The following is a 26,147-nucleotide window of genomic DNA, read 5'->3' on the forward strand; positions in this document are numbered from 1 at the left end:
TGGTGAGATCGTTAAACGTGATTATTCGACGGTCACGGATTTTGCCAGGTTACGCGGCTGGTCAACGTCGGTGCCTTTGATAAGCGCCACGTGATAAGACAGCAGCTGTAGCGGGACGGTATAGAAGATTGGCGCAATAACCTCTTCGACATGCGGCATCTCAATGATGTGCATGTTGTCGCTGTTGGTAAAGGCAGCATCTCTATCGGCAAACACATACAGCTCACCGCCGCGGGCGCGAACTTCCTCAATGTTGGATTTCAATTTTTCCAGCAGTTCGTTATTCGGCGCTACCACAATCACCGGCATATCCGCGTCAATCAGCGCCAACGGGCCGTGCTTCAGCTCGCCCGCCGCGTAGGCTTCTGCGTGAATGTAGGAGATCTCTTTCAGCTTCAGCGCGCCTTCCAGCGCGATAGGGTACTGATCGCCACGGCCAAGGAACAGCGCATGATGCTTGTCGGAGAAATCCTCCGCCAGCGCTTCAATACGCTTATCTTCCGACAGAACCTGCTCAATGCGGCTCGGCAGTGCCTGCAGCGCGTGAACGATATCTTGCTCAACGCTGGCATCCGCGCCTTTCAGGCGCGCCATTTTCGCCACCAGCAGCAGCAATACCGTCAACTGAGTGGTAAAGGCTTTGGTGGAAGCCACGCCAATTTCCGCGCCCGCTTTGGTCATGATCGCCAGATCTGATTCGCGCACCAGTGACGAGCCGGCCACGTTGCACACTGCCAGCGATCCCAGATACCCCAGCTCTTTCGTCAGACGTAATCCAGCCAGCGTATCGGCGGTTTCACCGGATTGCGACAGGGTAATCACCAGGCTGTTTGGCCGCACGGCGGATTTGCGATAACGGAATTCCGAAGCAATCTCGACATCACACGGCATACCGGCCAGTGATTCAAACCAGTAGCGAGCGACCATGCCAGAGTTATAGGAAGTCCCACAGGCGATGATCTGAATATGTTCAACTTGAGAGAGCAGCGCATCGGCCTGTGGCCCCAGCTCACTTAAATCCACCGCACCGTGGTTAATACGCCCAATGAGGGTGTTTTTAATCGCGTTCGGCTGCTCATAGATCTCTTTTTGCATGTAGTGGCGATAGATGCCTTTATCGCCCGCGTCATACTGCAGATTGGACTCAATCTCCTGACGCTTCACTTCGGCACCGGTTTTATCAAAAATCTCAACCGTGCGGCGAGTCACTTCAGCAATATCCCCTTCTTCAAGGAAGATAAAGCGACGGGTTACCGGCAGCAGCGCGAGCTGGTCTGAAGCGATAAAGTTCTCACCCATGCCAAGGCCAATAACCAGCGGGCTACCGGAACGGGCAGCCAGCAGCGTGCCTGGATCGCGAGAGTCCATGATGACTGTACCGTATGCACCGCGTAGTTGAGGAATCGCGCGCAGAACGGCTTCGCGTAGCGTACCGCCCTGCTCCAGCTCCCAGTGCACTAAGTGAGCAATCACTTCGGTATCGGTCGCGGAGACAAAGACATAACCGCGCGCCTGCAGCATTTCGCGCAGCGGTTCGTGGTTTTCGATGATGCCGTTATGCACCACCACAATGTGATCAGAAACATGCGGATGCGCGTTACTTTCTGACGGTTCACCGTGGGTCGCCCAGCGGGTGTGGGCAATACCGGTTCCCCCAGACAGCGGGTGCTCCTCGACCGCCTGTGCCAGCATCTGGACTTTCCCCAGACGACGCACGCGGGTCATATGTCCTTCTGCATCAACCACCGCCAGACCCGCAGAGTCATAGCCACGGTATTCCAGACGACGAAGACCTTCGAGAAGGATTTCAGCTACATCACGTTGCGCGACTGCGCCAACAATTCCACACATAGTTTTTAAGTTCCGATTTTTACGCGTTGTCGGTCAACCTGTTGCCCGTATACCGGGCGCCCCGAGCCTTGTAGAGAGTGGGGTTATTTTTATAGGTACTGCTTTGCGGACGGGAGATTATGTTATCTCCTCATCCATTGATTGCCGGAGAAGCAAAGCGCTACCCGGCAAAAGTGTTACTTTTTCTTCACCGGACGCTGCCAGCCCTGTTTATGGACCTGCGGCACGCGGCTTAATACCAGCTCATTATCCGCGACGTTACGCGTGACCGTCGTCCCCGCGGCAATGGTGACGCCTTTGCCGATGGTGACCGGCGCCACCAGCTGCGAGTCAGAACCCACAAACACGTCGTCGCCAATAATGGTTTTAAACTTGTTGGCGCCGTCGTAGTTACAGGTAATGGTACCCGCACCGATATTGACGTTATCGCCGATCTCCGCGTCGCCCAGATAGGTCAAATGACCGGCTTTCGAGCCTTTACCCAGACGCGCTTTTTTCATCTCAACGAAGTTACCAACGTGCGCACCTTCCAGCAGTTCCGCGCCTGGGCGCAGACGGGCAAACGGCCCGATAGTGCAGGCGGCCTGCAGCGTCGCATCTTCCACCACGCTGTATGGGCTGATTTCACAATCGTCGCCAATGGTGCTGTTTTTAATCACGCAGCCCGCGCCAATTTTGACGCGATGGCCCAGAATGACGTTGCCTTCAAGGATAACGTTAGTATCAATCTCAACATCACGCCCGTGGGAAAGCGTGCCGCGGAGATCAAAACGCGCCGGATCGCGCAGCATAACCCCTGCCAGCAGCAGCTTTTCAGCCTGTTCTGACTGGTAAACGCGCTCCAGGCGCGCCAGCTGCAGACGGTTATTGACCCCTTCCACTTCGCTCAAGCGCTCAGGATGTACAGCGGCAATTTCATGCCCTTCCTGGTACGCCATGGCAATGATATCGGTGATATAGAATTCGCCCTGCGCATTGTTGTTATCAAGCTTCGCCAGCCAACGCTTCATGTCGGCGCCGTTGGCAATCAGGATGCCGGTGTTAATTTCCGGGATCAGACGCTGTTCTTCGCTCGCATCTTTGTGCTCAACAATGCCGGTGACTTTGCCATTTTCGCGGGTGATACGACCATAGCCGCTCGGATCGTCCAGCACTACCGTCAGTAGACCAATACCGCCCTGTGGCTTCGCATCACGCAGACGTTTTAACGTCTCAACGGAGATCAGCGGGACATCGCCGTACAGCATCAGAATATCTTCGTCATCAGCAAAGAACGGCGCTGCTTGCTGCATCGCATGGCCAGTGCCAAGCTGTTCGGCTTGCAGAACCCAGTTCAGGTTGTCTTCGGTTAAGGTCTGCTTAAGTAAATCACCGCCGTGACCGTACACCAGATGTACCTGGGTTGCGCCAACATGTTTAGCGGCATCAATGACATGCTGCACCATCGGTTTACCCGCGAGGGTATGCAGCACTTTAGGGAGATCGGAATACATACGCGTGCCTTTGCCAGCGGCAAGGATCACAACGCTCATGGTACGGTTAGACATAGGTATCCTGTCTGTAGATTAAGTATGAAGTAAACCGGGTTAAGGTTGAAAATTCTACATATTTTTCAGCATGAAATGGCCTGCTGCTAAAACGTCCAACATTCTCGGTGGCCCTGTTTTTCTCCCCTTATTTTCGTCCATATCAAATCCATTTGTCTTGTAAGAAATAAGACCAGACGCCAGTTTTCGCGCTATCTCGCTGCTTATGCTGTTTTTTTGCTACCTGAATAAAGGCCACTTCAAATTAAAACGGCGTTTTATTTACTCATTATTGTGACGAACAAAAAAGAAACACCGTTTTGATTTGGTGATAATTACGCCAATCAACCATTCAGGAAGATAATATGAACAACAAGATACCTCTGGCCCTCACTCTGTGTAGCGCAGCACTCTCCCTCCAGGCGCAGGCTAATACGCCTGAGCAATGGAAAGCCATCGCCTTCGGGCAGTCCACCGACGTCAACTTCTCCTCCAACGTGCTGGCGGAGAAAGTGGGCGTCAATAACGTGACGATTGATGGTAAAACCCTGACATCACAGCAGGTTGCCGATCTCAGTAAACCCATCACCGTTGAAAGTCGCGGTGGGAAAATTGCCAATTCGCACGACGGCCTGACTTTCTTCTACACCACGCTGCCAACCGACAAGAATTTTGTGCTGGCCGCAACGGTCACCGTTGATCAGTTTGGCCCGGAAAATGGCGCCAAACCGGCCGCCCAGGAAGGGGCTGGACTGCTGGTGCGCGATATTATCGGCATCCCGCGTCAGGAACCGCTGAAAGAAGGCTATGAAGAGTTTCCCGCGGCGTCAAATATGGTGATGAACGCCATAATGACTCAGGATAAAAAAGATAATTATCGCGTGAAGTTACAGGCGATTTCACGTAATGGAATCATTCAGCCGTGGGGCAATACCGGTTCTGAGATCAAGAAAGTCAGCTACAAGGAAAACGTTGATCTCCACCAGTCGCCGACTTTCCGTCTGAAGCTTGAACGTACCAATGAGGGCTTTGTGACTGCCTGGGCTCCCGCGGGCAGCGAGGAGTGGGTTACTCAGCAGGTACCGCACGCTGACCTCATCTCCGTACAGGATAAAAAACAGTATTACGTCGGCTTCTTTGCCTCACGAAATGCCAAAATCACCGTTAGTAATGCCTCCCTGACGACATCCGAAGCGAAGACTGTCCCTTCAAGCCCATTTGTCGCTAAGTCCTGGCCAGTGGTCATGCAGGTAGCATCAGGTAGCAAAAGCCTGAGCCAAAACTATACGCTGCAGGCACGCGCTAACTATGACGGTCAGTTCACCGTGCGTCAGAATGAAGTGGTGATCGGGGAAAATAAACCGGTAAAAGCCGGGGAAATGTTCACCCAGCCGGCAACGCTCAAAGAAAACAATAGTTTCCAGATAATCTTTACCCCCACCAGCGGTAAAGAACGCGCGCCGGTGGAGCAGAATCTGGCGGTAAGTCAGGTGAAAAACGTCACCGGCAGTACTCTGTATGCGGCGGCCAACGGGAAAACCGATGCGAAAGGTACAGCGGAGTCACCGCTGGATCTGAGCACTGCTATCGAGCTGCTGCCACCGGGCGGCAAAATTATGCTCGCCGCCGGTGACTATCCAAAAACCGATATCCCGCTTTCTGCAAGCGGCCTGCAGAACAACCGTAAAACACTGGAAGCTCAGGGTAAGGCCGTTATCCACGGGATGCTGCTGGATGGCAACTACTGGACACTCCGTGGTATTGAGATAACCGATAAGAGCCTGCGTATTCAGGGCAGCCACAATCTGGTTGAGAACGTCGTAGCCTATCGTAACGACGACACCGGTATTCAGATCTCATCTGTGGATAAGATCGGCCGCCCGCTGTGGGCAAGCCATAACCGCGTGGTGAATTCCGAATCCTATAGCAATGAAGATCCGGGAAAGATCAACGCCGATGGGTTTGCCGTGAAGATGCGCGTAGGGGAAGGTAACCGTCTTGAAGGCTGCTACTCCCACGATAATATCGACGATGGCTTTGACCTGTTCAATAAGATTGAAGACGGGGCCAATGGCGTGGTGGTGATTGAAAACTCTATCGCACGCAATAACACCAGCAACGGCTTCAAACTCGGCGGCGAAGGGCAGCCTGTGGCTCATGAGATCCGCAACAGCATCGCGGTGGGTAACCACCTCGATGGCTTTACCGACAACTTCAACCCGGGCAAGCTGGTGGTGGTGAATAACGTCGCCGTGGATAATCAGCGCTTTAACTTTATTTTCCGCCCAAGCCCTTATGGTGATGCCGCCACGCAAGGCGTATTCAGCGATAACATTTCGCTGCGCAGTCAGCCGGGGAAATACGATGATGCGGTAGTGGGTAACATCGACGCTACCAACTACTTTATTGAAGATGGAAAAAGCGTGAACAAGGAAGGAAAAGAGCTGCGTGCGGAGGATTTCCAGTCACTGACGCTACCGCAGCCGCTGGAGCGCAACGCGGATGGAAGTTTTAAAACCGGAAACTTCCTGACCAAAAACTGATAGCGCGTTATAAGCCCCAAAATACACAGGTCGCCGTGAGGCGACCTTCTTCATTTTAGCGTTCCGTTTACACCGCATGTGTTGTGGTTTTCGTTAGCGGTACAGCGCATCACAGAACTGAGTCTGACCGGCAAGTGGGCGGTCAGCGCGGTAACCTTACAGGTTGAAGGTACCGAAAGAAATGTTCATAGAGCTGAAAAGAGCGATGATTTTGTTGATCAGTTTCATGATTTTTATCCTGCGATAGTAGTGGTAATTTCTGTGACTCAACTCACAAAACAAAGTCTACTCTTCTCATTTTTATCGATCAACAGTTTTGTGACGCTAATCACAAAATATTTAAAATACCTTTTCAATTTCAAATTTATTAAAACAAAACATAAAAAAAGCCAGCCTGGAAACCAGACTGGCTTTTTGACTTTCAAGCCGGTGTTACATCGCTTTCTTGGTCAACTCGATAACGCGCAGTTTAGCGATCGCTTTGGCCAGTTCCGCAGACGCCTGAGCGTAATCCACGTCGCCGTGAGAGCTTTTAATATGCTCTTCAGCTTTGCGTTTCGCTTCCAGGGCTCGCGCTTCGTCGAGATCCTGGCCGCGAATTGCTGTATCAGCCAGAACGGTCGTGCTACCAGGCTGCACTTCAAGAATGCCGCCGGACAGATAGATAAACTCTTCATGACCGAACTGTTTAACGATGCGGATCATACCAGGCTTAATGGCGGTGAGCAGCGGTGCGTGACCCGGGAAAATACCCAGTTCACCTTCGCTACCCGTTACCTGGATTTTCTCGACCAGACCAGAGAACATTTGTTGCTCTGCGCTGACGACGTCCAGGTGGTAAGTCATTGCCATATCACCCTCCGATTAAGGCGTTAAAGTTTTTTGGCTTTTTCCACTGCTTCGTCAATGGAACCGACCATGTAGAACGCCTGCTCTGGCAGGTGATCGTATTCGCCGTCCATAATGCCTTTAAAGCCACGGATGGTGTCTTTCAGGGAGACGTATTTGCCCGGGGAACCGGTAAATACTTCTGCCACGAAGAACGGCTGGGACAGGAAGCGCTGAATTTTACGAGCGCGTGCTACCACCAGTTTATCTTCTTCAGACAGCTCATCCATACCCAGGATGGCGATGATGTCTTTCAGTTCCTGATAACGCTGCAGGATGGACTGAACGCCACGAGCGGTGTCGTAGTGTTCCTGACCAACAACCAGCGGATCCAGCTGACGGCTGGTGGAGTCCAGCGGGTCAACGGCTGGGTAGATACCCAGAGAAGCAATCTGACGGCTCAGTACCACGGTTGCATCTAAGTGAGCAAAGGTGGTGGCTGGGGATGGGTCAGTCAAGTCATCCGCAGGTACGTATACCGCCTGTACGGAGGTGATAGAACCGGTTTTGGTGGAGGTGATACGTTCCTGCAGAACGCCCATCTCTTCCGCCAGAGTCGGCTGGTAACCTACCGCTGAAGGCATACGACCCAGCAGTGCAGATACTTCTGTACCGGCCAGGGTGTAACGATAGATGTTATCGACGAACAGCAGTACGTCGCGACCTTCGTCACGGAACTTCTCAGCCATAGTCAGACCAGTCAGCGCAACGCGCAGACGGTTTCCTGGTGGCTCGTTCATCTGGCCGTAAACCAGGGAAACTTTATCGATAACGTTGGAGTCGGTCATTTCGTGGTAGAAGTCGTTACCCTCACGAGTACGTTCACCTACGCCCGCAAACACAGAATAACCGGAGTGCTCAATCGCGATGTTACGAATAAGCTCCATCATGTTTACGGTTTTACCTACACCCGCACCACCGAACAGACCAACTTTACCGCCCTTCGCAAACGGACACATCAGGTCGATAACTTTGATGCCGGTTTCCAGCAGTTCCTGAGAGCTTGACAGCTCTTCGTAGGAAGGTGCTGCACGGTGGATAGCCCAACGTTCTTCTTCACCGATGTCGCCTTTCATGTCTACCGGTTGGCCCAGTACGTTCATGATACGACCCAGTGTTGCTTTACCTACCGGGACTTCGATCGGGTGCTCGAGGTCTTTTACATCCAGACCACGACGCAGACCGTCGGAAGAACCCATAGCGATGGTACGTACGATACCGCCGCCGAGCTGCTGCTGAACTTCCAGCACCAGCACTTCATTACCATTCTGAACCTCAAGGGCTTCGTACACACGCGGTACGGCATCCTGAGGGAATTCGACGTCAACTACGGCGCCGATTACCTGGACAATTTTTCCAGTAGCCATCTTGAATCCTCTACGAATTAACCTGGTTATACCGCGGATGCACCACCGACGATCTCGGTGAGTTCCTGAGTAATGCTGGCCTGACGAGCTTTGTTGTATACCAACTGCAGCTCTTTAATCAGGCTGCCGCCATTGTCGGTCGCGGCTTTCATCGCCACCATACGTGCGGCCTGCTCGCTGGCCAGGTTTTCTACCACGCCCTGATAAACCTGAGACTCGACGTAACGGCGCAGCAGGGTATCCAGCAGCGCTTTCGGGTCTGGCTCATACAGGTAATCCCAGGATTTACGCTTCAACTCATCATCATCTGATGCCGGCAGCGGCAGCAGTTGGGTAATGGTTGGCGTCTGAGACATGGTGTTAATAAATTTGTTGCTGACAATATAAAGCTTGTCCAGACGACCTTCATCGTAGGCCTGCAACATCACTTTTACCGGACCGATCAGTTCGGACAGAGCGGGTTTATCGCCCATACCGGTAACCTGAGCGACAATGTTGCCACCTACGGAATTAAAGAAGGACACACCTTTCGAGCCGATCATTGCGAGGTCGCACTGAACGCCTTTTTCGGACCATGTCTTCATATCCGCCAGCAGTTTCTTGAACAGGTTAATGTTCAAGCCACCGCACAGACCACGGTCGGTAGACACCACCAGGTAGCCCACGCGTTTAACGTCGCGTTCTTCCAGGTATGGGTGCTTATATTCCAGATTACCGTTCGCAAGGTGACCAATCACTTTGCGCATGGTATCTGCATAAGGACGGCTGGCCGCCATGCGATCCTGCGATTTACGCATTTTGGAAGCGGCGACCATCTCCATCGCTTTAGTGATCTTTTGCGTGTTCTGGACGCTTGCGATCTTACTACGTATCTCTTTTGCGCCGGCCATGAGCTTCTCCTCAATGCCTTACGGCCTGCCCTAAGACAGGCCGCTAGACTTTACCAGGACTGGGTTGCTTTGAAGGAATCGAGGATGCCTTTCAGCTTGCCTTCGATTTCGTCGTTATAGCCACCGGACTGGTTGATCTCTTGCATCAACGGAGCGTGATCACGGTCGACGTAAGCCAGCAGAGCGGCTTCGAAGCTACCGATTTTCGCCAGTTCAACATCCGCCAGATAACCACGTTCTGCTGCGTACAGAACCAGAGACTGCTGCGCGACAGACATCGGCGCATACTGTTTCTGTTTCAGCAGTTCAGTTACTTTCTGACCGTGGTCCAGCTGCTTACGGGTTGCATCATCAAGGTCAGATGCAAACTGGGAGAACGCTGCCAGTTCACGATACTGTGCCAGAGCGGTACGGATACCACCGGACAGTTTTTTCATGATCTTGGTCTGCGCTGCACCACCAACACGGGATACGGAGATACCCGGGTTAACCGCAGGACGAATACCGGCGTTAAACAGGTTGGTTTCCAGGAAGATCTGACCATCGGTAATGGAAATTACGTTGGTCGGAACGAACGCAGAAACGTCACCCGCTTGGGTTTCGATAATCGGCAGAGCGGTCAGAGAACCGGTTTTCCCTTTCACTTCACCTTTGGTGAAGGCTTCAACGTATTCGGCGTTAACACGCGCAGCACGTTCCAGCAGACGGGAGTGCAGATAGAATACGTCGCCCGGGAATGCTTCACGTCCTGGTGGACGACGCAGCAGCAGGGAAATCTGACGGTAAGCAACAGCCTGTTTAGACAGGTCATCATAAATGATCAGCGCATCTTCGCCGCGGTCGCGGAAGTATTCGCCCATTGCGCAACCAGCATATGGCGCCAGGTATTGCAGTGCAGCGGATTCAGACGCAGTAGCCACAACAACGATGGTGTTAGCCAGCGCGCCGTGTTCTTCCAGTTTACGTACCACGTTAGAAATGGTGGACGCTTTCTGGCCGATAGCCACGTATACGCACTTGATGCCGGAATCACGTTGGTTGATGATCGCATCGATTGCCAGCGCGGTTTTACCGGTCTGACGGTCACCGATGATCAGTTCACGCTGACCACGACCGATTGGGATCATGGCATCAACGGACTTATAACCAGTCTGCACTGGCTGATCAACGGACTGACGTTCGATTACGCCAGGTGCGATAGCTTCAACGGCAGAGAAGCCGTCGTTGTCCAGCGCGCCTTTACCATCGATTGGTGCACCCAGGGTGTTAACCACACGGCCCAGCAGGCCACGGCCAACTGGAACTTCCAGGATACGACCCGTACACTTAACAGTCATGCCTTCGGCAAGGTCAGCGTACGGACCCATCACAACTGCACCAACGGAGTCGCGCTCCAGGTTCAGTGCGATAGCGTAACGGTTACCCGGCAGGGAAATCATTTCACCCTGCATACAATCGGCCAGGCCGTGGATGCGGATAACACCGTCACTTACAGAAACAATAGTACCTTCGTTGTGAGCTTCACTCACAACACTGAACTGAGCAATGCGCTGCTTGATCAGTTCGCTGATTTCGGTGGAATTCAGTTGCATGCTCCAGTCCCCTTAAGACTGCAAGACGTCTGCAAGGCGATCAAGACGGCCGCGTACGCTACCATCAATGACCATATCACCCGCTCGGATGATAATACCTGCCATTACAGACTTATCGATTTTGCAATTCAGCTTAACTTTGCGTGACAGACGCTTTTCCATCGCGGCGGCGATCTTCGCAAGCTGTTCTTCACTCAGTGCGGTAGCGGAAGTGATTTCTACCTCAGAGGTAGCCTCACTCGCTGCACGCAGGTGAATGAACTGCTCGAGAACATCCGGGAGCACCTTAAGACGACCATTTTCAGCCATTACCTTCATCAGGTTCTGACCGTTTTCGTCCAGTTGCTCACCACACACAGCGATAAACGACTTAGCGAGCGTTTCTGGCGCCATCGCGCCAGACAGAAGCTCTGCCATTTGTTCGTTCTTCGTCACTTCGGCAGCAAACGCCAGCATATCCTGCCAGCGTTGTACGCTTTGGTGTTCGACGGCAAAGTCAAAAGCTGCTTTGGCGTAGGGGCGAGCTACCGTAATAAATTCAGACATCAGCCCCTCCCTCCTTACAGTTCAGCGACAAGTTTATCCACGATGTCGCTGTTAGCAGCTTCATCCACGGAACGTTCGATGATCTTCTCGGCGCCAGCAACAGCCAGGATAGCAACTTGCTTACGCAGTTCTTCGCGAGCACGTTTACGCTCGGCGTCGATTTCTGCCTGAGCCTGTGCCACGATTTTAGTACGTTCCTGTTCTGCTTCAGCTTTCACTTCGTCCAGAATCTGGGAGCGACGTTTGTTCGCCTGCTCGATGATTACCTGGGCTTCCGCTTTTGCTTTTTTCAGCTGGTCGGTCGCATTGGCCTGTGCAAGGTCCAAATCCTTTTTAGCTCGTTCTGCAGAAGAAAGACCGTCAGCAATTTCTTTTTGACGTTTTTCGATGGCTGCCATTAATGGCGGCCATACGTATTTCATGCAGAACAGAACGAAGAGGACAAACGCGATGGCCTGGCCGAGGATTGTTGCGTTAAGATTCACAGCACAATGCCTCTTTATCTAGTTAACGTTCTGATATTGCTCTTACTTAATTCAAAGCAACGCTTACTACGCGACAGCGAACATCACGTACAGACCCAGACCTACAGCGATCATAGGGATAGCATCCACCAGACCCATAACGATAAAGAACTGAGTACGCAGCAGAGGAATCAGATCCGGTTGACGCGCTGCGCCTTCCAGGAATTTGCCCCCGAGGATGCCGATACCGATCGCAGCACCGATTGCCGCCAGACCCATCATCACAGCGGCAGCCATGTACAGCAGATCCATATTCAGGTTTTCCATGACAGTCTCCAGTTTGTTTCAGTTAAAACGTAGTAGTGTTGGTAAATTAATGCTCTTCAGACGCCATCGACAGATAGACGATCGTCAGAACCATGAAGATGAAGGCTTGCAGCGTAATGATCAGGATGTGGAAAATGGCCCATGGCACATTCAGAATCCACTGTGACCACCACGGCAACAGACCAGCAATCAGAATGAAAATCAGCTCACCGGCATACATGTTGCCGAACAGTCGCAGACCCAGAGATACTGGTTTGGACAGCAGGCTTACCCCTTCAAGGATTAAGTTGACAGGAATAAATGCCCAGTGATTGAACGGCTGCAGCGTCAACTCTTTCGTGAAGCCACCGATGCCTTTCATTTTGATGCTGTAGAACAGAATCAGGATAAACACGCCCAGCGCCATTGACAGGGTAATGTTTACGTCCGCAGATGGCACCACGCGCAGCGCCGGCAGGCCCAGTATATGCTCAGCAATATACGGCAGCAGGTCGATAGGCAGTAAGTCCATCAGGTTCATCAGGAAGACCCAGACAAAAATAGTCAGGGCTAGCGGTGCGATAACCTTGCTCTTGCCATGGTACATGTCTTTGACACTGCCATGAACGAAGCCGATTACCAGCTCAATCGCGGTCTGAAATTTACCTGGCACGCCGCTGGTCGCTCTTTTAGCAACACTACGGAACGTAAGCAGGAACAACAGACCCAGCACCACCGAGAAGAACATGGAGTCAATATTGAGCGTCCAGAAGGTGGCTGGGGGGTTATGCGGATCTACCAGCGAGAAAGTACGCAGATCAAGCTGAAGGTTATTCAGGTGATGACCTATGTATTCCTGCGGCGTCATATTTTCAGAAGCCATGATGCCTTTTACCCTTTGTTGTTAATTACAGCGGGTGCCAGTATCTGAACCACTAGCACCAAAATCCATGTCACGATCAGCGGCAAGAATACCGCCTTCAAAACCGCCAGCGCCACTATCAGCAACACCAGCATCGCTAACACCTTGAACGCTTCACCGAAGGCGAACGTCCAGGCGACTCGGCCTTTAGCGGGTGTATGCGCCTGGTGACGCCAGGCAAAAATCATAAACAACATATTAGGCAGTAACACTGCCAGGCCCCCACACGCGGCGGAGATGCCCCAGAAGGGGTCTTTTAGGCTGAACAGCAATCCACTTGCTATTACTGCCAGAAGCTGAATGAACAGAAGCTTACGAGCAACGTTTCGACTCACGAGCGACATAGACATCACGTTTTAACTCCTGCTCCCTTTGAGGTATGCCGCGTGTCGTATAAAACGTTCTTTAAAGCTCAGAGTCAAGCATCAAAAAGCGGACAAATTATACGGTGACGCCTCGTTAATTCAAACAATAAGTAGCCAAAACGTGAATAAATATTTAAATATTTTTCATTCGGGCTGTTTTTCTACTTTTTGTCAAAGTGTGAACGATCGTACAAAAGTGCAAAAGCAGCGAAAACAGTGATTACAAAGCGTGCACGAGATCACATATTAAACATTTTAGCGCTAAGCCTATGATTCAATGTGGCAAAAGATGACTTCTCATCGTTTTGATATCTAAGACTAAAATTGCCCACTCTTTTAAAAACACGCCGATACAGAACAAAAACCATTCATTGACATTTATAATAACTTATTAACATCTCAAATTGACGAAAGTGCTGATTTTTAGCAGGCTGATATTTTCCATGTTTACTATTTTCTTCATTAACAAAAAAAGCTCAGTTGCCAGGAAGATAAAACAAAGTTAAGTATGAGTTAAACACATCGGGTCGCAGGCATTTTTTTTCGCGTGTTTGTTAACACCCGCGACCGCACTTTTTGTCCACTTTTTTTGATAAAAATTAACTTTTATTTGGCTTAATAATCACCAGATGACGCTCCCCTTCCAGGTGAGGCACCTGCAGTTCAACGACCGACTCCACGCTAAACTGGACGGGTAGTTGCGCAATTTCATCCTCCGGCAGCACTCCTTTCAAGGCATAAAAGCGCCCAGCGTCGCCTGGCAGATGATGACACCAGCTCACCATGTCAGTCAGAGAGGCAAATGCACGGCTAATCACACCGTCAAATGGCGGCTCGGCCGGGAACTCTTCAACGCGGCTTTGTACCGGGGTAATGTTCTCAAGTTTGAGCTCATGCTGAACCTGACGCAGGAAACGTACGCGCTTACCGAGGCTATCCAGCAGCGTGAAGTGTGCATCAGGACGGACAATCGACAACGGAATCCCCGGCAATCCAGGACCGGTACCGACATCAATAAAGCGCTCGCCTTTTAGCGAAGGCGCAACCACGATGCTGTCGAGAATGTGGCGGATCAGCATTTCGTTGGGATCGCGAACGGAAGTCAGGTTGTACGCTTTATTCCACTTGTGCAGCATATCCACGTACGCCACAAGCTGATTTTTCTGGTGATCGGTGAGCGAAATTCCTGCTTCATCGAGCAGACGAGAAAGTTTGTTAAGCACGGTGATGACCCTGTCTAAAAATAACATGCCCGGTAGCATGACGCTGACCGGGCCGATGAATCAATACGGCAGACGCATAAACCTCCACCGGAATGCCGGATGTACGGCGCTATCAGGCGCTGCGGCGCAGCAAGCCCTGCTTTTTCAGCCACACCAGCAGAATAGAAATCGCAGCTGGCGTGATCCCGGAGATACGGGATGCCTGGCCGATGGAAACCGGTTTATGATCGTTAAGTTTGGCGATCACCTCGTTAGACAAACCGTTAACCTGTCGATAGTCCAGCGTTGCTGGCAGCAAGGTATTCTCATTGCGCTGCTGCTTCTCAATTTCATCCTGCTGACGCGCGATATAGCCTTCGTATTTTACCTGAATTTCAACCTGTTCTGCCGCCTGCGCATCTTCTAATGCCGGGGTGAACGGAGTTAGCGCTGTCAGCTGTTCATAGGTCATTTCTGGACGACGCAGCAAATCTTCACCGCTGGCTTCGCGGGTCAATGGCGCGCTAAGGTGAGCGTTCACTTCGGCTGCAGTTTCCGCCGATGGGTTTACCCAGGTGGATTTCAGACGCTGACGTTCACGCTCAATATTTTCCAGCTTCTCGTTGAAACGCGCCCAGCGAACGTCATCCACCAGACCCAGTTCGCGGCCGATTTCTGTCAGACGCAGATCGGCGTTGTCTTCACGCAGCATCAGACGATATTCCGCGCGCGAGGTGAACATGCGGTACGGTTCTTTGGTACCGAGGGTGCAAAGATCGTCGACCAGTACACCAAGGTAAGCCTGATCGCGACGCGGAGCCCAGCCGTCTTTCTCGGCGGACAGGCGCGCGGCGTTCAAACCGGCCAGCATCCCCTGAGCGGCGGCTTCTTCGTAACCGGTGGTGCCGTTGATCTGACCAGCAAAGAACAGGCCGTGGATAAATTTGCTCTCAAGCGTAGGCTTCAGGTCACGCGGATCGAAGAAATCGTACTCAATAGCGTAGCCAGGACGTACGATGCGGGCATTTTCCATCCCCTGCATGGAGCGGACAATTTGCATCTGCACATCGAACGGCAGGCTGGTGGAGATACCATTCGGATAAATTTCGTTAGACGTCAGTCCTTCCGGCTCGAGGAAGACCTGATGTTGATTCCTGTCGGCAAAGCGCATCACTTTGTCTTCGATCGACGGGCAATAGCGTGGGCCGATCCCTTCGATCACGCCAGCATACATAGGGCTACGATCGAGATTATTACGGATCACCTCATGGGTTTTCTCGTTGGTGTGGGTGACGTAGCACGGCATCTGGCGTGGGTGCTGAGACGCTTTGCCCAGGAACGAGAAGACCGGCAGCGGGTTGTCGCTATTTTGCTGGCCTAGCACGCTGAAATCGATAGTACGTGCATCGATACGCGGCGGCGTCCCAGTTTTCAGGCGGCTAACGCGCAGCGGCAGTTCACGCAGACGGCGGGACAACGGAATGGATGGCGGATCGCCGGCACGGCCACCGCTGTAGTTATCCAGACCAATATGGATTTTACCGTCGAGGAATGTCCCAACGGTCAGCACCACCGCTTTAGCGCGGAATTTCAGTCCCATCTGGGTAACGGCACCGACAACGCGATCGTTTTCAACAATCAGATCTTCAACCGCCTGCTGGAAGATCATCAGGTTCGGTTGATTCTCCAGCGCAGTGCGCACCGCCTGGCGATAGAGCACGCGATCCGCCTGAGCTCGGGTGGCCCTAACGGCTGGGCCTTTGCTGGCGTTTAGTATCCTAAACTGGATGCCGGCATGGTCGATCGCCGTTGCCATCAGGCCGCCAAGAGCATCCACTTCTTTTACCAGGTGTCCTTTCCCAATGCCGCCAATCGCTGGGTTGCAGCTCATCTGCCCCAACGTGTCGATATTGTGTGTCAAAAGCAGGGTTTGTTGACCCATTCGCGCTGCGGCCATTGCGGCCTCAGTGCCTGCATGACCCCCGCCAATGATGATGACGTCAAAAGGATCCTGATAAAACATGGTGGTTTGCCTCGCGTAAAGCGGTTTGAAAATGGATTGAAGCCCGGGCCGTGGATTCTACTCAACTTTAGTCGATGGAGAAAGGGTTCGGATCTTGGGTATTAAAAAGAAGATCTTTTTATTTAGAGATCTGTTCTATTGTGATCTCTTATTAGGATCGACAACTTCTGTGGATAAGTCCGATCCGCATTTTAAGATCAACCGTTTAAGAAGGATCGTTAACTGTGAATGATCGGTGATCCTATTCCGTATAAGCTGGGATCAAAACGAAGGGTTATACACAGGTCAAAAACCAGGCAGAAGTTATTCTTTGGATAACTACCGGTTGATCCAAGCTTTTAACCAGTGTTATCCACAGAATAAAGTGCGATCTTTACAAATCTCTGAGCAAAAGATGCCACGATCCCACCCATATTTCGGCCGGATCTTCAGGAATCTCATGTTCGAGCACATTAATCTTAAGCGTTTCGCCAATCTGCTTGGCACCGCAAGCCTTCAATTCGATCTCCAGTTTGTCGATGGCACCACAGAACGTGTCGTATTCACGACTGCCAATTCCGATTGCACCAAAGCGCACCTTGGAAAGATCCGGTTTCTGCTCGCGTAATGCTTCATATAAAGGCAACAGGTTGTCAGGAATGTCTCCTGCACCGTGCGTTGAGCTGACCACCAGCCAGATCCCCTCGCTCGGTAGCTCGTCCAGCATCGGACCGTGCAGCATTTCGCTGGAAAAACCGGCGTCTTCCAGTTTTTCAGCCAGGTGCTCTGCTACGTATTCCGCACTGCCGAGAGTGCTGCCACTGATTAGAGTGATATCTGCCATGATCGCCCACCTATATAAAGAGGGCGTATTGTACGCTGTGAACGAGCTGGGATCTACCTGTGGAAAAATGTGGGATTAAAAAAGCCGATCATGGCTTGATGGTGCGCATGATCGGGTTCTGCAGGACGATCAGCGTCTCGGTGGATTGAATTTCATCAATTGTTTGGATCTTGTTGATAAGTACCTGCTGTAGTGCGTCGATCGATTTACACATGACCTTAATAAAGATGCTGTAGTGGCCGGTGGTGTAGTACGCCTCGGTGACTTCATCCAGACTTTCTAAGCGAGCGAGTGCGGACGGATAGTCTTTGGCGCTTTTTAAAATGATGCCGATAAAACAGCCCACGTCATAACCCAACTGTTTAGGGCTGACATCCACGTGGGCGCCGGTGATGATCCCTGCCTGCTTCATTTTTTCGACGCGAACGTGAATTGTGCCGGGACTGACGGCGAATTGTTTCGCTAATTCGGCATAGGCGGTGCGCGCATTGGCCATCAGGGCGTCAAGGATGCCGCGATCCAGATTGTCGATTTGATAATTTTCCATTGGTTTTTCTTATGATGATTAACGATTGACTCTATTTTAGCTCTATATTTTGACGAATCAAAAGTGAGTGAGGCTTTTTATTGTTTGATTATTGTATTAGTGGCCTGTTTTGTTGCTTAATCAATGTCAACAGGACGCAGGAGTAAAAATAATGAAAACCGCATACATCGCAAAACAACGCCAGATTAGTTTCGTCAAATCCCATTTTTCCCGTCAGCTGGAAGAGAAGCTAGGGCTCGTAGAAGTTCAGGCGCCGATCTTAAGCCGCGTGGGGGACGGGACGCAGGACAACCTGTCTGGTTGCGAGAAGGCGGTTCAGGTGAAAGTGAAAACACTGCCAGATGCCCAGTTCGAAGTGGTGCATTCTCTGGCGAAGTGGAAACGTCAAACCCTGGGGCAACACGACTTCAGCGCGGGCGAAGGGCTCTACACGCACATGAAAGCCCTTCGTCCCGATGAAGATAGACTGACCGCAATTCACTCCGTTTACGTTGACCAGTGGGACTGGGAACGCGTTATGGGTGATGAAGAACGTCACGTCGGTACGCTCGAAAGCACCGTTAAGGCAATTTGGGCGGGAATTAAAGAAACCGAAGCCGCTGTGAGCAAAGAGTTTGGTCTGACACCGTTCCTGCCAGAACAGATTCACTTCGTTCACAGCGAAACGCTGCTCAGCCGTTATCCTGGACTGGATGCAAAAGGTCGTGAGCGCGCCATTGCCAAAGAGCTGGGTGCGGTCTTCCTTATCGGTATCGGTGGCAAGTTATCCGACGGCCAGCGCCATGATGTGCGCGCACCGGATTATGATGACTGGAGCACGCCATCAGCCAGCGGTTTTGCCGGCCTCAACGGTGACATCCTGGTGTGGAACCCGGTGCTGGAAGATGCGTTTGAACTCTCTTCAATGGGCATTCGCGTAGACGCCAAAACGCTGAAACATCAGCTTCAACTGACCGGTGATGAAGATCGCCTGCAGTTAGAATGGCACCAGGCGCTGTTGCGTGGCGAAATGCCGCAAACGATCGGCGGTGGCATTGGCCAGTCGCGTCTGACCATGCTACTGCTGCAACTGTCCCACATTGGGCAGGTACAATGCGGTGTGTGGCCAGCACAGGTTCGTGAAAGCGTCTCTTCTCTGCTGTAATCAGCGCTTAACGCCGCCAGCGCCTCAGCAGGCGGCTTCTTAACCCGGTATCAAAGCGCCAGATATGATCGAAAATGCGCATGATCCCGGGTTTGCCATGTGCAGACATGGCCACGGCATGAAAACGATGCTGGTACTTGTGCTGCAGATCGCCCACCTTTTTCACCACATCATCCGGCAAGCGCTGGGCAATAAAATCTGAAATAACCACCGCGTCGGCATCCTGCCACTGCGGGTTTTGCAGATTTTCAATAATGGCGCGGAAACAGCTCGCCATATCGGTGCCGCCGCGAAAACGCTGGCTTAAAAAGCGAATCGCCTGCTCGAGCCCCTGTGGGCTGGTGAGTTCATAGCGCACCACTTCACTGGAAAACAACATAATATAGCAGCGGCGATTGTCAGCCAGCGCGACGCGCATCAGCGCAAGGCAGAAGGCTTTGGCACACTGTTCGTTGAAACCGCCCATTGAACCGGATGTATCTACGCAGACGATGAAGGGCCCGCGCGGTTGTTCATCTTCATCCTGATGCACGACCGGGCGCTCGGTGACTTTTTCATGCCAGGCGTCGCCGTGCAGGCGATAGGTCAGCAGCTGTTTTTCCACCAGCCGACGGTAAAACTCATACTCCAGCTCGGTGATGCCCAGCGTCGCCAATTCCGGCGGGAGTAGTCGCAGAATGTCGTCGCTTTGCTGAATACCGTCAACCTGTTCAGGCACGGTTGATGGCTCCCTGACCAGCGTACGGAACGTTTCCATCGGGGCATCTTTCTTCGGCACTGACTTCGCCTCGCGTGAGCGCCCCAGCTGTTCGGCCAGACGCATCAATTCAGGCTGCTGACTAAGAAATTCGCCATATTTTACGATGAGTTGATAGTCGCCACGGTTAAGCTGCCCGGCGCTCATGTCCCATAGCCGCCCACCCGCGCTGTCGTTATCCACCAGTACCGGCTCGAGCTGGCCGCTTAAGGTCATCCGCTCCTGCACTTCGCTGAGCAGCTGTTCGCGTTCCTCTTCCAGCAGCTGCTGGTTAAGTGAAGTCACCTGGACCACCAGGCTTAAGCGCCAGCGTTGAAGAAAGAGCGTGTGCAGCGCGGGAGTAAAGGTCGCATTATTGGCGATAAGCTGCTGAGCTTGCTCGGTAAAAGGGGACTGTACCCGCTTCAACAGCGCCTGGATCTGTGGCAGTTGGACGATAAACTGAGGCGTAGACAGCAGTTGGCTCTGCTGATAGCAGATCACCTCTTCTTCCAGCTCCTGCGGTATTGGCGCGCCTTTCAGGCGGTTTTTAAAGGTTTCACGCCAGCGGGGAAGATCCTCGGTGAGCGCGCTTTTTAAGCGGGGAAATTTTTCAAAGAATACGGCTAACTGCGGTGAGGCCAGCAGGGCGATGATCATCTCTTCGATCATCCCCTCTTCGCTGACCGCCAGCATCATGTTGAGCGTATCAACGGTTAGCATTGCTGCGCCTGTTTGATCTGGACGGCGACGTCCTGCAGGCTTGCTTCAATACGTCCTAACCACTCTTCATTTATAAACAGACATTTTTGCTGTTCGCTAAAACGGTTGTGCTGCTGATGCCACTCTTCATCAAGGGCGCTGAGCTGCTGACGGATTTCAGTCGGCATATTCTCCGGCGTGCTGCTGCCCGGCAGCGACAGACGGGAGCCCTGTAGGCTGACGTCACGCACCACCAGATGTTGAGCCGCATCGACTTCCATATTTAGCGTCAGCGCAAAGCCGATGCCGTTAAGCTTCCCGCGGATTTCGCCACCCTTCTCTAGCCAGTTTTCCAGAGCCTGACGTTCGAAGGTGATATGAATAACCTCAATATCGTGCAGCTTCAGCGGTTTTTGTAGCAACAGTGTGACCGTTGGCGACTGGACTTCTGGCGGCAGCTCGTAGTGTGGTTTACGGCTGAACATTCCGCCCAGGCGCGTGACCTTAAGCGCCGTTTTGTCACTTTGCTGCTGCTGGATGTGTAATCGTTGCTGGGTGATTGCACCCAACTTATTGAGCATGGCTTGTTGCTGCCATGCGTGTCCGGTCATCAAAATATCTATCTGTTGCTGCAGGAGATTTCGGCTTTCAGCGTCATGCCACAGACACTCTTGCAGCAAGATCAGATCGATAGGCGCTATCGCATCTCGACCGCTGAAAAAGGCACAGGCTTGCAGTAACCGAATGGCCTTTTTCCACCGGCGATCGGAGACATAAGGCGCATTCGGCAGATTATCCAACTGCTGACGAAGGGTAAAGATCAGTTCAAAGACTGCATCCGGTAGCTTGATGTTGCCGATATCTTTCTGCCACTGGAAATACTCTTCATCGGTGATCTGCAGATTGGCTGGGATGGGATTGTCGTTTTCATCCTGCTGGCTAATCAGCATTGAGCGGAAATTGCCTTTATCCTGCACTTTGTCGAGCCACAGGCGTATCAGCATACGGTCGTATAGCGCTTCAAGGCTGCTTTCAGCTTCGGGGAGTTCGTTCGACGCGGTGACCAGCAACCGCATCGGGATCTTGTCAACGCTGGCTCCGTTACGGAAGTGACGCTCGTTAATGGCGGTAAGCAGCGTATTCAGGATAGCCGGGCCCGCTTTCCAGATTTCATCCAGGAAGACGATTTCGGCTTCCGGTAAATAGCCGGCGGTCAGGCGCTCGTAGCGGCCTTCATCTTTTAACGCCTGAATCGACAACGGGCCAAAGACCTCTTCCGGCGTGGAAAAGCGAGTCATCAGATATTCGAACGCGCGGGCGTGCTGAAAGGCGAACTTCAGACGGCGGGCAATCAGGCTTTTGGCGATTCCTGGCGGCCCCAGTAGGAAGACGCTTTCACCGCTCAATGCCGCCAAAAGGCACAGACGAATAGCATGGCTACGCTCAAATAACCCTTTCTCTAACGCGCTGCTTAGACGCGAAATTCTTTCTGCTAATAAGTGTGGTTGGGCCATAATTAACCTGCGTCCTTTCGCCATGTAATCAGCTAACTGGCTGAGTATAGACGCTTAAGTCTGGCGGTGAATAGCCTGAAAGAACCTCGCCATTTATTGAGGCAGGTTAAGATGACGCAATTAAGGGGTACGATTTTGACGTTAATCGTGCATACTGTGCGCTTTTGGTGGGCCAAGGGACTAGGCACACATTTGTTTTATAAACGAAAGACTAGTCTATGAGCACTGATAATAAACAATCTTTATCAGCGATTACACTCGCTGCAATTGGCGTGGTATACGGCGATATCGGTACCAGCCCTCTTTATACGCTTCGTGAATGCTTGTCCGGTCAGTTTGGTTTTGGTGTTGAACGGGATGCCGTGTTTGGCTTCTTGTCGCTCATTTTCTGGCTGCTGATTTTCACCGTATCGCTCAAATACATTACTTTCGTCATGCGGGCAGATAATGCCGGTGAAGGGGGGATCCTGACGCTGATGTCGCTGGCGGGACGTAACACGTCTGCACGCACAACATCGCTATTGGTGATCCTTGGGCTTATCGGCGGTAGCTTCTTCTATGGTGAAGTGGTTATTACCCCGGCGATCTCGGTGATGTCGGCGATTGAAGGTCTGGAAATCATTGCCCCGGATCTCGAAACCTGGGTGGTTCCGATTTCGATTATCGTTCTGACGCTGCTGTTTGCGATACAAAAGCACGGGACCAGCATGGTGGGCAAACTGTTCGCGCCGATTATGCTTATCTGGTTCCTGCTGCTGGCGGTATTGGGTGCGCGCAGCATTATTGCAAATCCGGAAGTGCTTCAGGCGTTAAACCCCTACTGGGCGGTTCACTTCTTCCTCGAGTATAAAACGGTCTCCTTTGTTGCGCTGGGTGCGGTGGTGCTGTCAATTACCGGTGTGGAAGCGTTGTACGCGGATATGGGGCACTTTGGTAAATTGCCGATCCGTCTGGCCTGGTTCTCCGTGGTGCTGCCGTCGCTGGTGCTGAACTACTTTGGTCAGGGCGCGCTGCTGCTGAAAAATCCGGAAGCCATTAAGAACCCGTTCTTCCTGCTGGCACCTGAGTGGGCGCTGATCCCGATGCTGATTCTCGCCGCGCTGGCGACGGTCATTGCCTCGCAGGCCGTTATCTCCGGGGTCTTCTCATTGACTCGTCAGGCGGTTCGCCTGGGCTACCTGTCGCCGATGCGTATTATTCATACCTCGGAAATGGAGTCCGGTCAGATTTATATCCCGTTCATCAACTGGCTGCTCTATATCTCGGTTGTTATCGTCATTATCAGCTTTGAGCACTCTTCAAACCTGGCGGCGGCATACGGTATTGCCGTAACCGGAACCATGGTGCTAACCACCATCCTGTTTACGACGGTGGCGCGTAAGAACTGGCACTGGAATAAGCTTGTTGTTGGTCTGCTGCTGGTGGCCTTTATGTGCATCGATATTCCGCTGTTCTCGGCCAACCTCGACAAAATTGTTTCCGGCGGTTGGCTGCCGCTGACGCTGGGTCTGGTGATGTTCACCATCATGACCACCTGGAAAAGCGAGCGTTTCCGCCTGCTGCGTCGTATGCATGAACATGGTAATTCTCTGGAAGCGATGATCGCCTCGCTGGAGAAATCACCGCCGGTACGTGTGCCGGGCACAGCAGTGTATATGTCGCGTGCGCTGAACGTTATACCGTTTGCTATGCTACATAACCTCAAGCACAACAAGGTGCTGCATGAGCGCGTGATACTCCTGACCTTGCGTACCGAAGATGCACCATATGTCCACAACGTTCGCCGTGTGCAGATTGAACAATTGTCGCCAACCTTCTGGCGCGTGGTTGCCAGCTACGGCTGGCGTGAAACGCCTAACGTCGAAGAGGTGTTCCACCGCTGCGGTCTTGAAGGCTTAAGCTGCCGGATGATGGAAACGTCGTTCTTTATGTCGCATGAGTCGCTGATCGTCGGTAAACGCCCGTGGTATCTGCGCCTGCGTGGCAAGCTGTATTTACTGCTCCAGCGCAACGCACTGCGCGCGCCGGACCAGTTTGAAATCCCGCCGAATAGGGTTATCGAACTGGGAACCCAGGTCGAAATCTAAAACAATCAACGCCCTCCCTCATTTTGACGGAGGGCGTTTTTTTATCCTCAATTTCAGTTTGCGAAACGTTTCGATGGCGATCACATTTCTATAACCTGGTGATGGTTTTCTGCGCGTACTTGAGACTAAACTTAAGATAGCGAAACGTTTCGCTAGTGGAGCAAGAAAACAAATGAAGAAAGGCACGGTACTCAACTCTGATATCTCTGCGGTTATCTCCCGTCTGGGTCATACCGATACGCTGGTGGTGTGCGATGCGGGTTTACCTATTCCCCATAGCACTGCGCGCATTGATATGGCGTTAACCCAGGGCGTCCCCACCTTTATGCAGGTGTTGGGCGCAGTGACTCAGGAGATGCAGGTCGAGGCGGCCATTCTCGCGACGGAAATTCAACAACATAATCCGCAGCTCCACGAAACGTTGCTCAAACACATTGAGCAACTGCAACAACACCAGGGAAATTGCATTGACGTTCGTTATGTCTCGCATGAGCAGTTTAAAAAACAAACCGCAGACAGTCAGGCGGTAATTCGCAGCGGGGAATGTTCCCCGTATGCGAATATCATTCTCTGTGCTGGCGTCACCTTCTGAGGCCATCATGGACGCACTCTTACAACTCAAAGGGATCGATAAATCGTTCCCGGGCGTGAAGGCCCTCTCCGGCGCTGCGTTAAATGTCTATGCCGGGCGCGTGATGGCGCTGGTGGGCGAAAACGGCGCGGGTAAATCCACCATGATGAAAGTGCTGACCGGGATCTACGCCCGTGACGCCGGTTCATTATTATGGCTGGGCAAAGAGACTACCTTCACCGGTCCCAAATCCTCTCAGGAAGCCGGTATCGGTATCATTCACCAGGAGCTAAACCTGATCCCACAACTGACGATTGCCGAGAACATTTTCCTCGGCCGTGAGTTTGTTGGTCGTTTTGGCAAAATTGACTGGAAAAAGATGTATGCCGAAGCCGATGTTCTGCTGGCAAAGCTGAACTTGCGCTTTAAGAGCGACAGGCTGGTAGGGGAATTATCGATAGGCGATCAGCAGATGGTTGAAATTGCCAAGGTGCTGAGCTTTGAGTCGAAGGTCATCATTATGGATGAACCCACCGATGCGCTAACCGATACCGAAACCGAATCCCTATTCCGCGTCATCCGCGAGCTGAAATCGCAGGGGCGCGGCATTGTTTATATTTCTCACCGTATGAAAGAGATTTTCGAGATTTGCGATGACGTAACGGTCTTCCGCGACGGGCAGTTTATCGCCGAACGCGAAGTGGCCAGTCTCAACGAAGATCTGCTAATCGAAATGATGGTCGGACGTAAGCTCGAAGATCAGTACCCGCGTCTTGATAAAGCGCCGGGTGATATCCGCCTCAAGGTGGATGCGCTGTGTGGGCCTGGCGTTGAAAATGTCTCCTTTACCCTGCGTAAAGGCGAAATTCTTGGCGTTGCCGGGTTGATGGGCGCCGGGCGTACGGAACTGATGAAAGTCCTGTACGGCGCGCTGCCGCGCTCCAGTGGTTATGTGACCCTTGATGGGCATGAAGTGGTGACCCGCTCTCCGCAGGACGGTCTCGCGAACGGCATCGTTTATATTTCCGAAGACCGTAAGCGTGATGGGCTGGTGCTTGGCATGTCGGTTAAAGAGAACATGTCTTTGACCGCGCTGCGCTATTTCAGCCGCACTGGCGGTAGCCTTAAACATAAAGATGAACAGCAGGCGGTAAGCGACTTTATCCGTCTGTTCAACGTGAAGACCCCATCCATGGAGCAGGCGATTGGCCTGTTGTCCGGCGGTAACCAGCAGAAGGTTGCTATCGCCCGCGGTCTGATGACCCGTCCAAAAGTTCTGATCCTCGATGAGCCAACGCGCGGCGTCGATGTGGGCGCGAAGAAAGAGATTTATCAGCTAATCAACCAGTTCAAGGCCGATGGCCTGAGCATCATTCTGGTTTCCTCCGAGATGCCAGAAGTATTGGGGATGAGCGATCGCATTATTGTGATGCATGAAGGGCATCTCGGCGGTGAGTTTTCACGCGAGCAGGCCACCCAGGAAGTATTAATGGCTGCCGCTGTGGGCAAGCTTAACCGCGTGAACCAGGAGTAAAAAA

At 52.3% G+C, this 26,147-nt stretch carries 22 protein-coding genes; 5 read left to right on the forward strand and 17 right to left on the reverse strand.

Annotation, left to right across the window (positions count from 1 at the left end; genetic code table 11):
* Positions 1-21: 21 nt before the first annotated feature.
* Together glmS and glmU are read right to left on the reverse strand one after the other, a co-directional pair.
* Positions 22-1,851, reverse strand: coding sequence for a glutamine--fructose-6-phosphate transaminase (isomerizing) (gene glmS, locus KCR01S_RS21030; protein ID WP_061284934.1), 1,830 nt, complete (start codon positions 1,849-1,851; stop codon positions 22-24).
* 176 nt (positions 1,852-2,027) lie between these two features.
* The gene (glmU, locus tag KCR01S_RS21035; RefSeq protein ID WP_061284935.1) at positions 2,028-3,398 is read right to left on the reverse strand and encodes a bifunctional UDP-N-acetylglucosamine diphosphorylase/glucosamine-1-phosphate N-acetyltransferase GlmU; all 1,371 of its coding nucleotides are present in this window, start codon (positions 3,396-3,398) and stop codon (positions 2,028-2,030) included.
* Positions 3,399-3,742: 344 nt separating this feature from the next.
* On the opposite strand from glmU, the gene KCR01S_RS21040 reads away from it, so the two are divergent.
* Positions 3,743-5,920: a right-handed parallel beta-helix repeat-containing protein gene (locus tag KCR01S_RS21040; RefSeq protein ID WP_061284936.1), complete on the forward strand. Its 2,178-nt coding sequence runs from the start codon at positions 3,743-3,745 to the stop codon at positions 5,918-5,920.
* A gap of 432 nt (positions 5,921-6,352) precedes the next feature.
* On the opposite strand, the gene KCR01S_RS21045 is transcribed toward KCR01S_RS21040, so the two are convergent.
* The 13 genes from KCR01S_RS21045 to asnC all read right to left on the reverse strand — a co-directional run bounded on the left by KCR01S_RS21045 (position 6,353) and on the right by asnC (position 17,855).
* Positions 6,353-6,772, reverse strand: coding sequence for a F0F1 ATP synthase subunit epsilon (locus tag KCR01S_RS21045; protein WP_052284573.1), 420 nt, complete (start codon positions 6,770-6,772; stop codon positions 6,353-6,355).
* Between the two features lie 20 nt (positions 6,773-6,792).
* Complete coding sequence (atpD, locus tag KCR01S_RS21050; protein ID WP_035893613.1) at positions 6,793-8,175, reverse strand: F0F1 ATP synthase subunit beta; 1,383 nt, start codon at positions 8,173-8,175, stop codon at positions 6,793-6,795.
* Between the two features lie 26 nt (positions 8,176-8,201).
* Entirely contained in the window at positions 8,202-9,065 is an 864-nt protein-coding gene (gene atpG / locus KCR01S_RS21055; RefSeq protein ID WP_061284937.1) for a F0F1 ATP synthase subunit gamma, read from the reverse strand.
* A gap of 50 nt (positions 9,066-9,115) precedes the next feature.
* On the reverse strand, positions 9,116-10,657 hold the full coding sequence (gene atpA / locus KCR01S_RS21060; protein ID WP_061284938.1) for a F0F1 ATP synthase subunit alpha: 1,542 nt from the start codon (positions 10,655-10,657) through the stop codon (positions 9,116-9,118).
* 12 nt (positions 10,658-10,669) lie between these two features.
* On the reverse strand, positions 10,670-11,203 hold the full coding sequence (gene atpH, locus KCR01S_RS21065; protein WP_052284570.1) for a F0F1 ATP synthase subunit delta: 534 nt from the start codon (positions 11,201-11,203) through the stop codon (positions 10,670-10,672).
* Positions 11,204-11,217: 14 nt separating this feature from the next.
* Positions 11,218-11,688 carry a F0F1 ATP synthase subunit B gene (gene atpF, locus KCR01S_RS21070; RefSeq protein WP_052284569.1) on the reverse strand — a complete coding sequence of 157 codons (471 nt, stop codon included), beginning with the start codon at positions 11,686-11,688 and terminating at the stop codon, positions 11,218-11,220.
* 66 nt (positions 11,689-11,754) lie between these two features.
* Positions 11,755-11,994, reverse strand: a complete 240-nt coding sequence (atpE, locus tag KCR01S_RS21075) for a F0F1 ATP synthase subunit C (RefSeq protein WP_000429386.1) — start codon at positions 11,992-11,994, stop codon at positions 11,755-11,757.
* A 46-nt stretch (positions 11,995-12,040) separates the two neighbouring features.
* A complete protein-coding gene (gene atpB, locus KCR01S_RS21080) occupies positions 12,041-12,856 on the reverse strand; it encodes a F0F1 ATP synthase subunit A (RefSeq protein ID WP_052284568.1) in 816 nt (271 codons plus the stop codon).
* A gap of 8 nt (positions 12,857-12,864) precedes the next feature.
* A complete protein-coding gene (gene atpI, locus KCR01S_RS21085; protein ID WP_052284567.1) occupies positions 12,865-13,245 on the reverse strand; it encodes a F0F1 ATP synthase subunit I in 381 nt (126 codons plus the stop codon).
* Positions 13,246-13,859: 614 nt separating this feature from the next.
* Positions 13,860-14,483 carry a 16S rRNA (guanine(527)-N(7))-methyltransferase RsmG gene (rsmG, locus tag KCR01S_RS21090; RefSeq protein WP_061284950.1) on the reverse strand — a complete coding sequence of 208 codons (624 nt, stop codon included), beginning with the start codon at positions 14,481-14,483 and terminating at the stop codon, positions 13,860-13,862.
* A 112-nt stretch (positions 14,484-14,595) separates the two neighbouring features.
* The gene (mnmG, locus tag KCR01S_RS21095) at positions 14,596-16,485 is read right to left on the reverse strand and encodes a tRNA uridine-5-carboxymethylaminomethyl(34) synthesis enzyme MnmG (protein WP_061284939.1); all 1,890 of its coding nucleotides are present in this window, start codon (positions 16,483-16,485) and stop codon (positions 14,596-14,598) included.
* A gap of 373 nt (positions 16,486-16,858) precedes the next feature.
* Positions 16,859-17,308: an FMN-binding protein MioC gene (mioC, locus tag KCR01S_RS21100; protein WP_061284940.1), complete on the reverse strand. Its 450-nt coding sequence runs from the start codon at positions 17,306-17,308 to the stop codon at positions 16,859-16,861.
* 88 nt (positions 17,309-17,396) lie between these two features.
* Positions 17,397-17,855 (reverse strand): transcriptional regulator AsnC, encoded by a 459-nt coding sequence (asnC, locus tag KCR01S_RS21105; RefSeq protein WP_052284563.1) that lies wholly within the window; start codon positions 17,853-17,855, stop codon positions 17,397-17,399.
* Positions 17,856-18,006: 151 nt separating this feature from the next.
* Here asnC and asnA point away from each other — a divergent pair, with 151 nt between their 5' ends.
* On the forward strand, positions 18,007-18,999 hold the full coding sequence (gene asnA / locus KCR01S_RS21110; RefSeq protein WP_061284941.1) for an aspartate--ammonia ligase: 993 nt from the start codon (positions 18,007-18,009) through the stop codon (positions 18,997-18,999).
* Positions 19,000-19,006: 7 nt separating this feature from the next.
* Here the strand turns inward: asnA and viaA are convergent, their stop codons facing one another.
* On the reverse strand, positions 19,007-20,458 hold the full coding sequence (gene viaA / locus KCR01S_RS21115; RefSeq protein ID WP_061284942.1) for an ATPase RavA stimulator ViaA: 1,452 nt from the start codon (positions 20,456-20,458) through the stop codon (positions 19,007-19,009).
* Entirely contained in the window at positions 20,452-21,951 is a 1,500-nt protein-coding gene (gene ravA / locus KCR01S_RS21120) for an ATPase RavA (RefSeq protein WP_061284943.1), read from the reverse strand. Before ravA ends, viaA begins: the two co-directional genes overlap by 7 nt.
* Before the next feature lie 218 nt (positions 21,952-22,169).
* Here ravA and kup point away from each other — a divergent pair, with 218 nt between their 5' ends.
* From kup to rbsA, 3 genes are all read left to right on the forward strand, one after another.
* Positions 22,170-24,038 (forward strand): low affinity potassium transporter Kup, encoded by a 1,869-nt coding sequence (kup, locus tag KCR01S_RS21125; RefSeq protein ID WP_061284944.1) that lies wholly within the window; start codon positions 22,170-22,172, stop codon positions 24,036-24,038.
* 172 nt (positions 24,039-24,210) lie between these two features.
* A complete protein-coding gene (gene rbsD, locus KCR01S_RS21130) occupies positions 24,211-24,630 on the forward strand; it encodes a D-ribose pyranase (protein WP_061284945.1) in 420 nt (139 codons plus the stop codon).
* 7 nt (positions 24,631-24,637) lie between these two features.
* Positions 24,638-26,143: a ribose ABC transporter ATP-binding protein RbsA gene (gene rbsA / locus KCR01S_RS21135; RefSeq protein ID WP_061284946.1), complete on the forward strand. Its 1,506-nt coding sequence runs from the start codon at positions 24,638-24,640 to the stop codon at positions 26,141-26,143.
* Positions 26,144-26,147 lie beyond the last annotated feature (4 nt).

This window comes from Kluyvera cryocrescens NBRC 102467 (assembly GCF_001571285.1).
GTDB classification, from domain to species: domain Bacteria; phylum Pseudomonadota; class Gammaproteobacteria; order Enterobacterales; family Enterobacteriaceae; genus Kluyvera; species Kluyvera cryocrescens.

Coding starts and splice junctions, on each gene's coding strand:
- glmS (WP_061284934.1), bottom strand. CDS start 1,851: ATGTGTGGAATTGTTGGCGCAGTCGCGCAACGTGATGTAGCTGAAATC.
- glmU (WP_061284935.1), bottom strand. CDS start 3,398: ATGTCTAACCGTACCATGAGCGTTGTGATCCTTGCCGCTGGCAAAGGC.
- KCR01S_RS21040 (WP_061284936.1), top strand. CDS start 3,743: ATGAACAACAAGATACCTCTGGCCCTCACTCTGTGTAGCGCAGCACTC.
- KCR01S_RS21045 (WP_052284573.1), bottom strand. CDS start 6,772: ATGGCAATGACTTACCACCTGGACGTCGTCAGCGCAGAGCAACAAATG.
- atpD (WP_035893613.1), bottom strand. CDS start 8,175: ATGGCTACTGGAAAAATTGTCCAGGTAATCGGCGCCGTAGTTGACGTC.
- atpG (WP_061284937.1), bottom strand. CDS start 9,065: ATGGCCGGCGCAAAAGAGATACGTAGTAAGATCGCAAGCGTCCAGAAC.
- atpA (WP_061284938.1), bottom strand. CDS start 10,657: ATGCAACTGAATTCCACCGAAATCAGCGAACTGATCAAGCAGCGCATT.
- atpH (WP_052284570.1), bottom strand. CDS start 11,203: ATGTCTGAATTTATTACGGTAGCTCGCCCCTACGCCAAAGCAGCTTTT.
- atpE (WP_000429386.1), bottom strand. CDS start 11,994: ATGGAAAACCTGAATATGGATCTGCTGTACATGGCTGCCGCTGTGATG.
- atpB (WP_052284568.1), bottom strand. CDS start 12,856: ATGGCTTCTGAAAATATGACGCCGCAGGAATACATAGGTCATCACCTG.
- atpI (WP_052284567.1), bottom strand. CDS start 13,245: ATGTCTATGTCGCTCGTGAGTCGAAACGTTGCTCGTAAGCTTCTGTTC.
- mnmG (WP_061284939.1), bottom strand. CDS start 16,485: ATGTTTTATCAGGATCCTTTTGACGTCATCATCATTGGCGGGGGTCAT.
- mioC (WP_061284940.1), bottom strand. CDS start 17,308: ATGGCAGATATCACTCTAATCAGTGGCAGCACTCTCGGCAGTGCGGAA.
- asnC (WP_052284563.1), bottom strand. CDS start 17,855: ATGGAAAATTATCAAATCGACAATCTGGATCGCGGCATCCTTGACGCC.
- asnA (WP_061284941.1), top strand. CDS start 18,007: ATGAAAACCGCATACATCGCAAAACAACGCCAGATTAGTTTCGTCAAA.
- viaA (WP_061284942.1), bottom strand. CDS start 20,458: ATGCTAACCGTTGATACGCTCAACATGATGCTGGCGGTCAGCGAAGAG.
- ravA (WP_061284943.1), bottom strand. CDS start 21,951: ATGGCCCAACCACACTTATTAGCAGAAAGAATTTCGCGTCTAAGCAGC.
- kup (WP_061284944.1), top strand. CDS start 22,170: ATGAGCACTGATAATAAACAATCTTTATCAGCGATTACACTCGCTGCA.
- rbsD (WP_061284945.1), top strand. CDS start 24,211: ATGAAGAAAGGCACGGTACTCAACTCTGATATCTCTGCGGTTATCTCC.
- rbsA (WP_061284946.1), top strand. CDS start 24,638: ATGGACGCACTCTTACAACTCAAAGGGATCGATAAATCGTTCCCGGGC.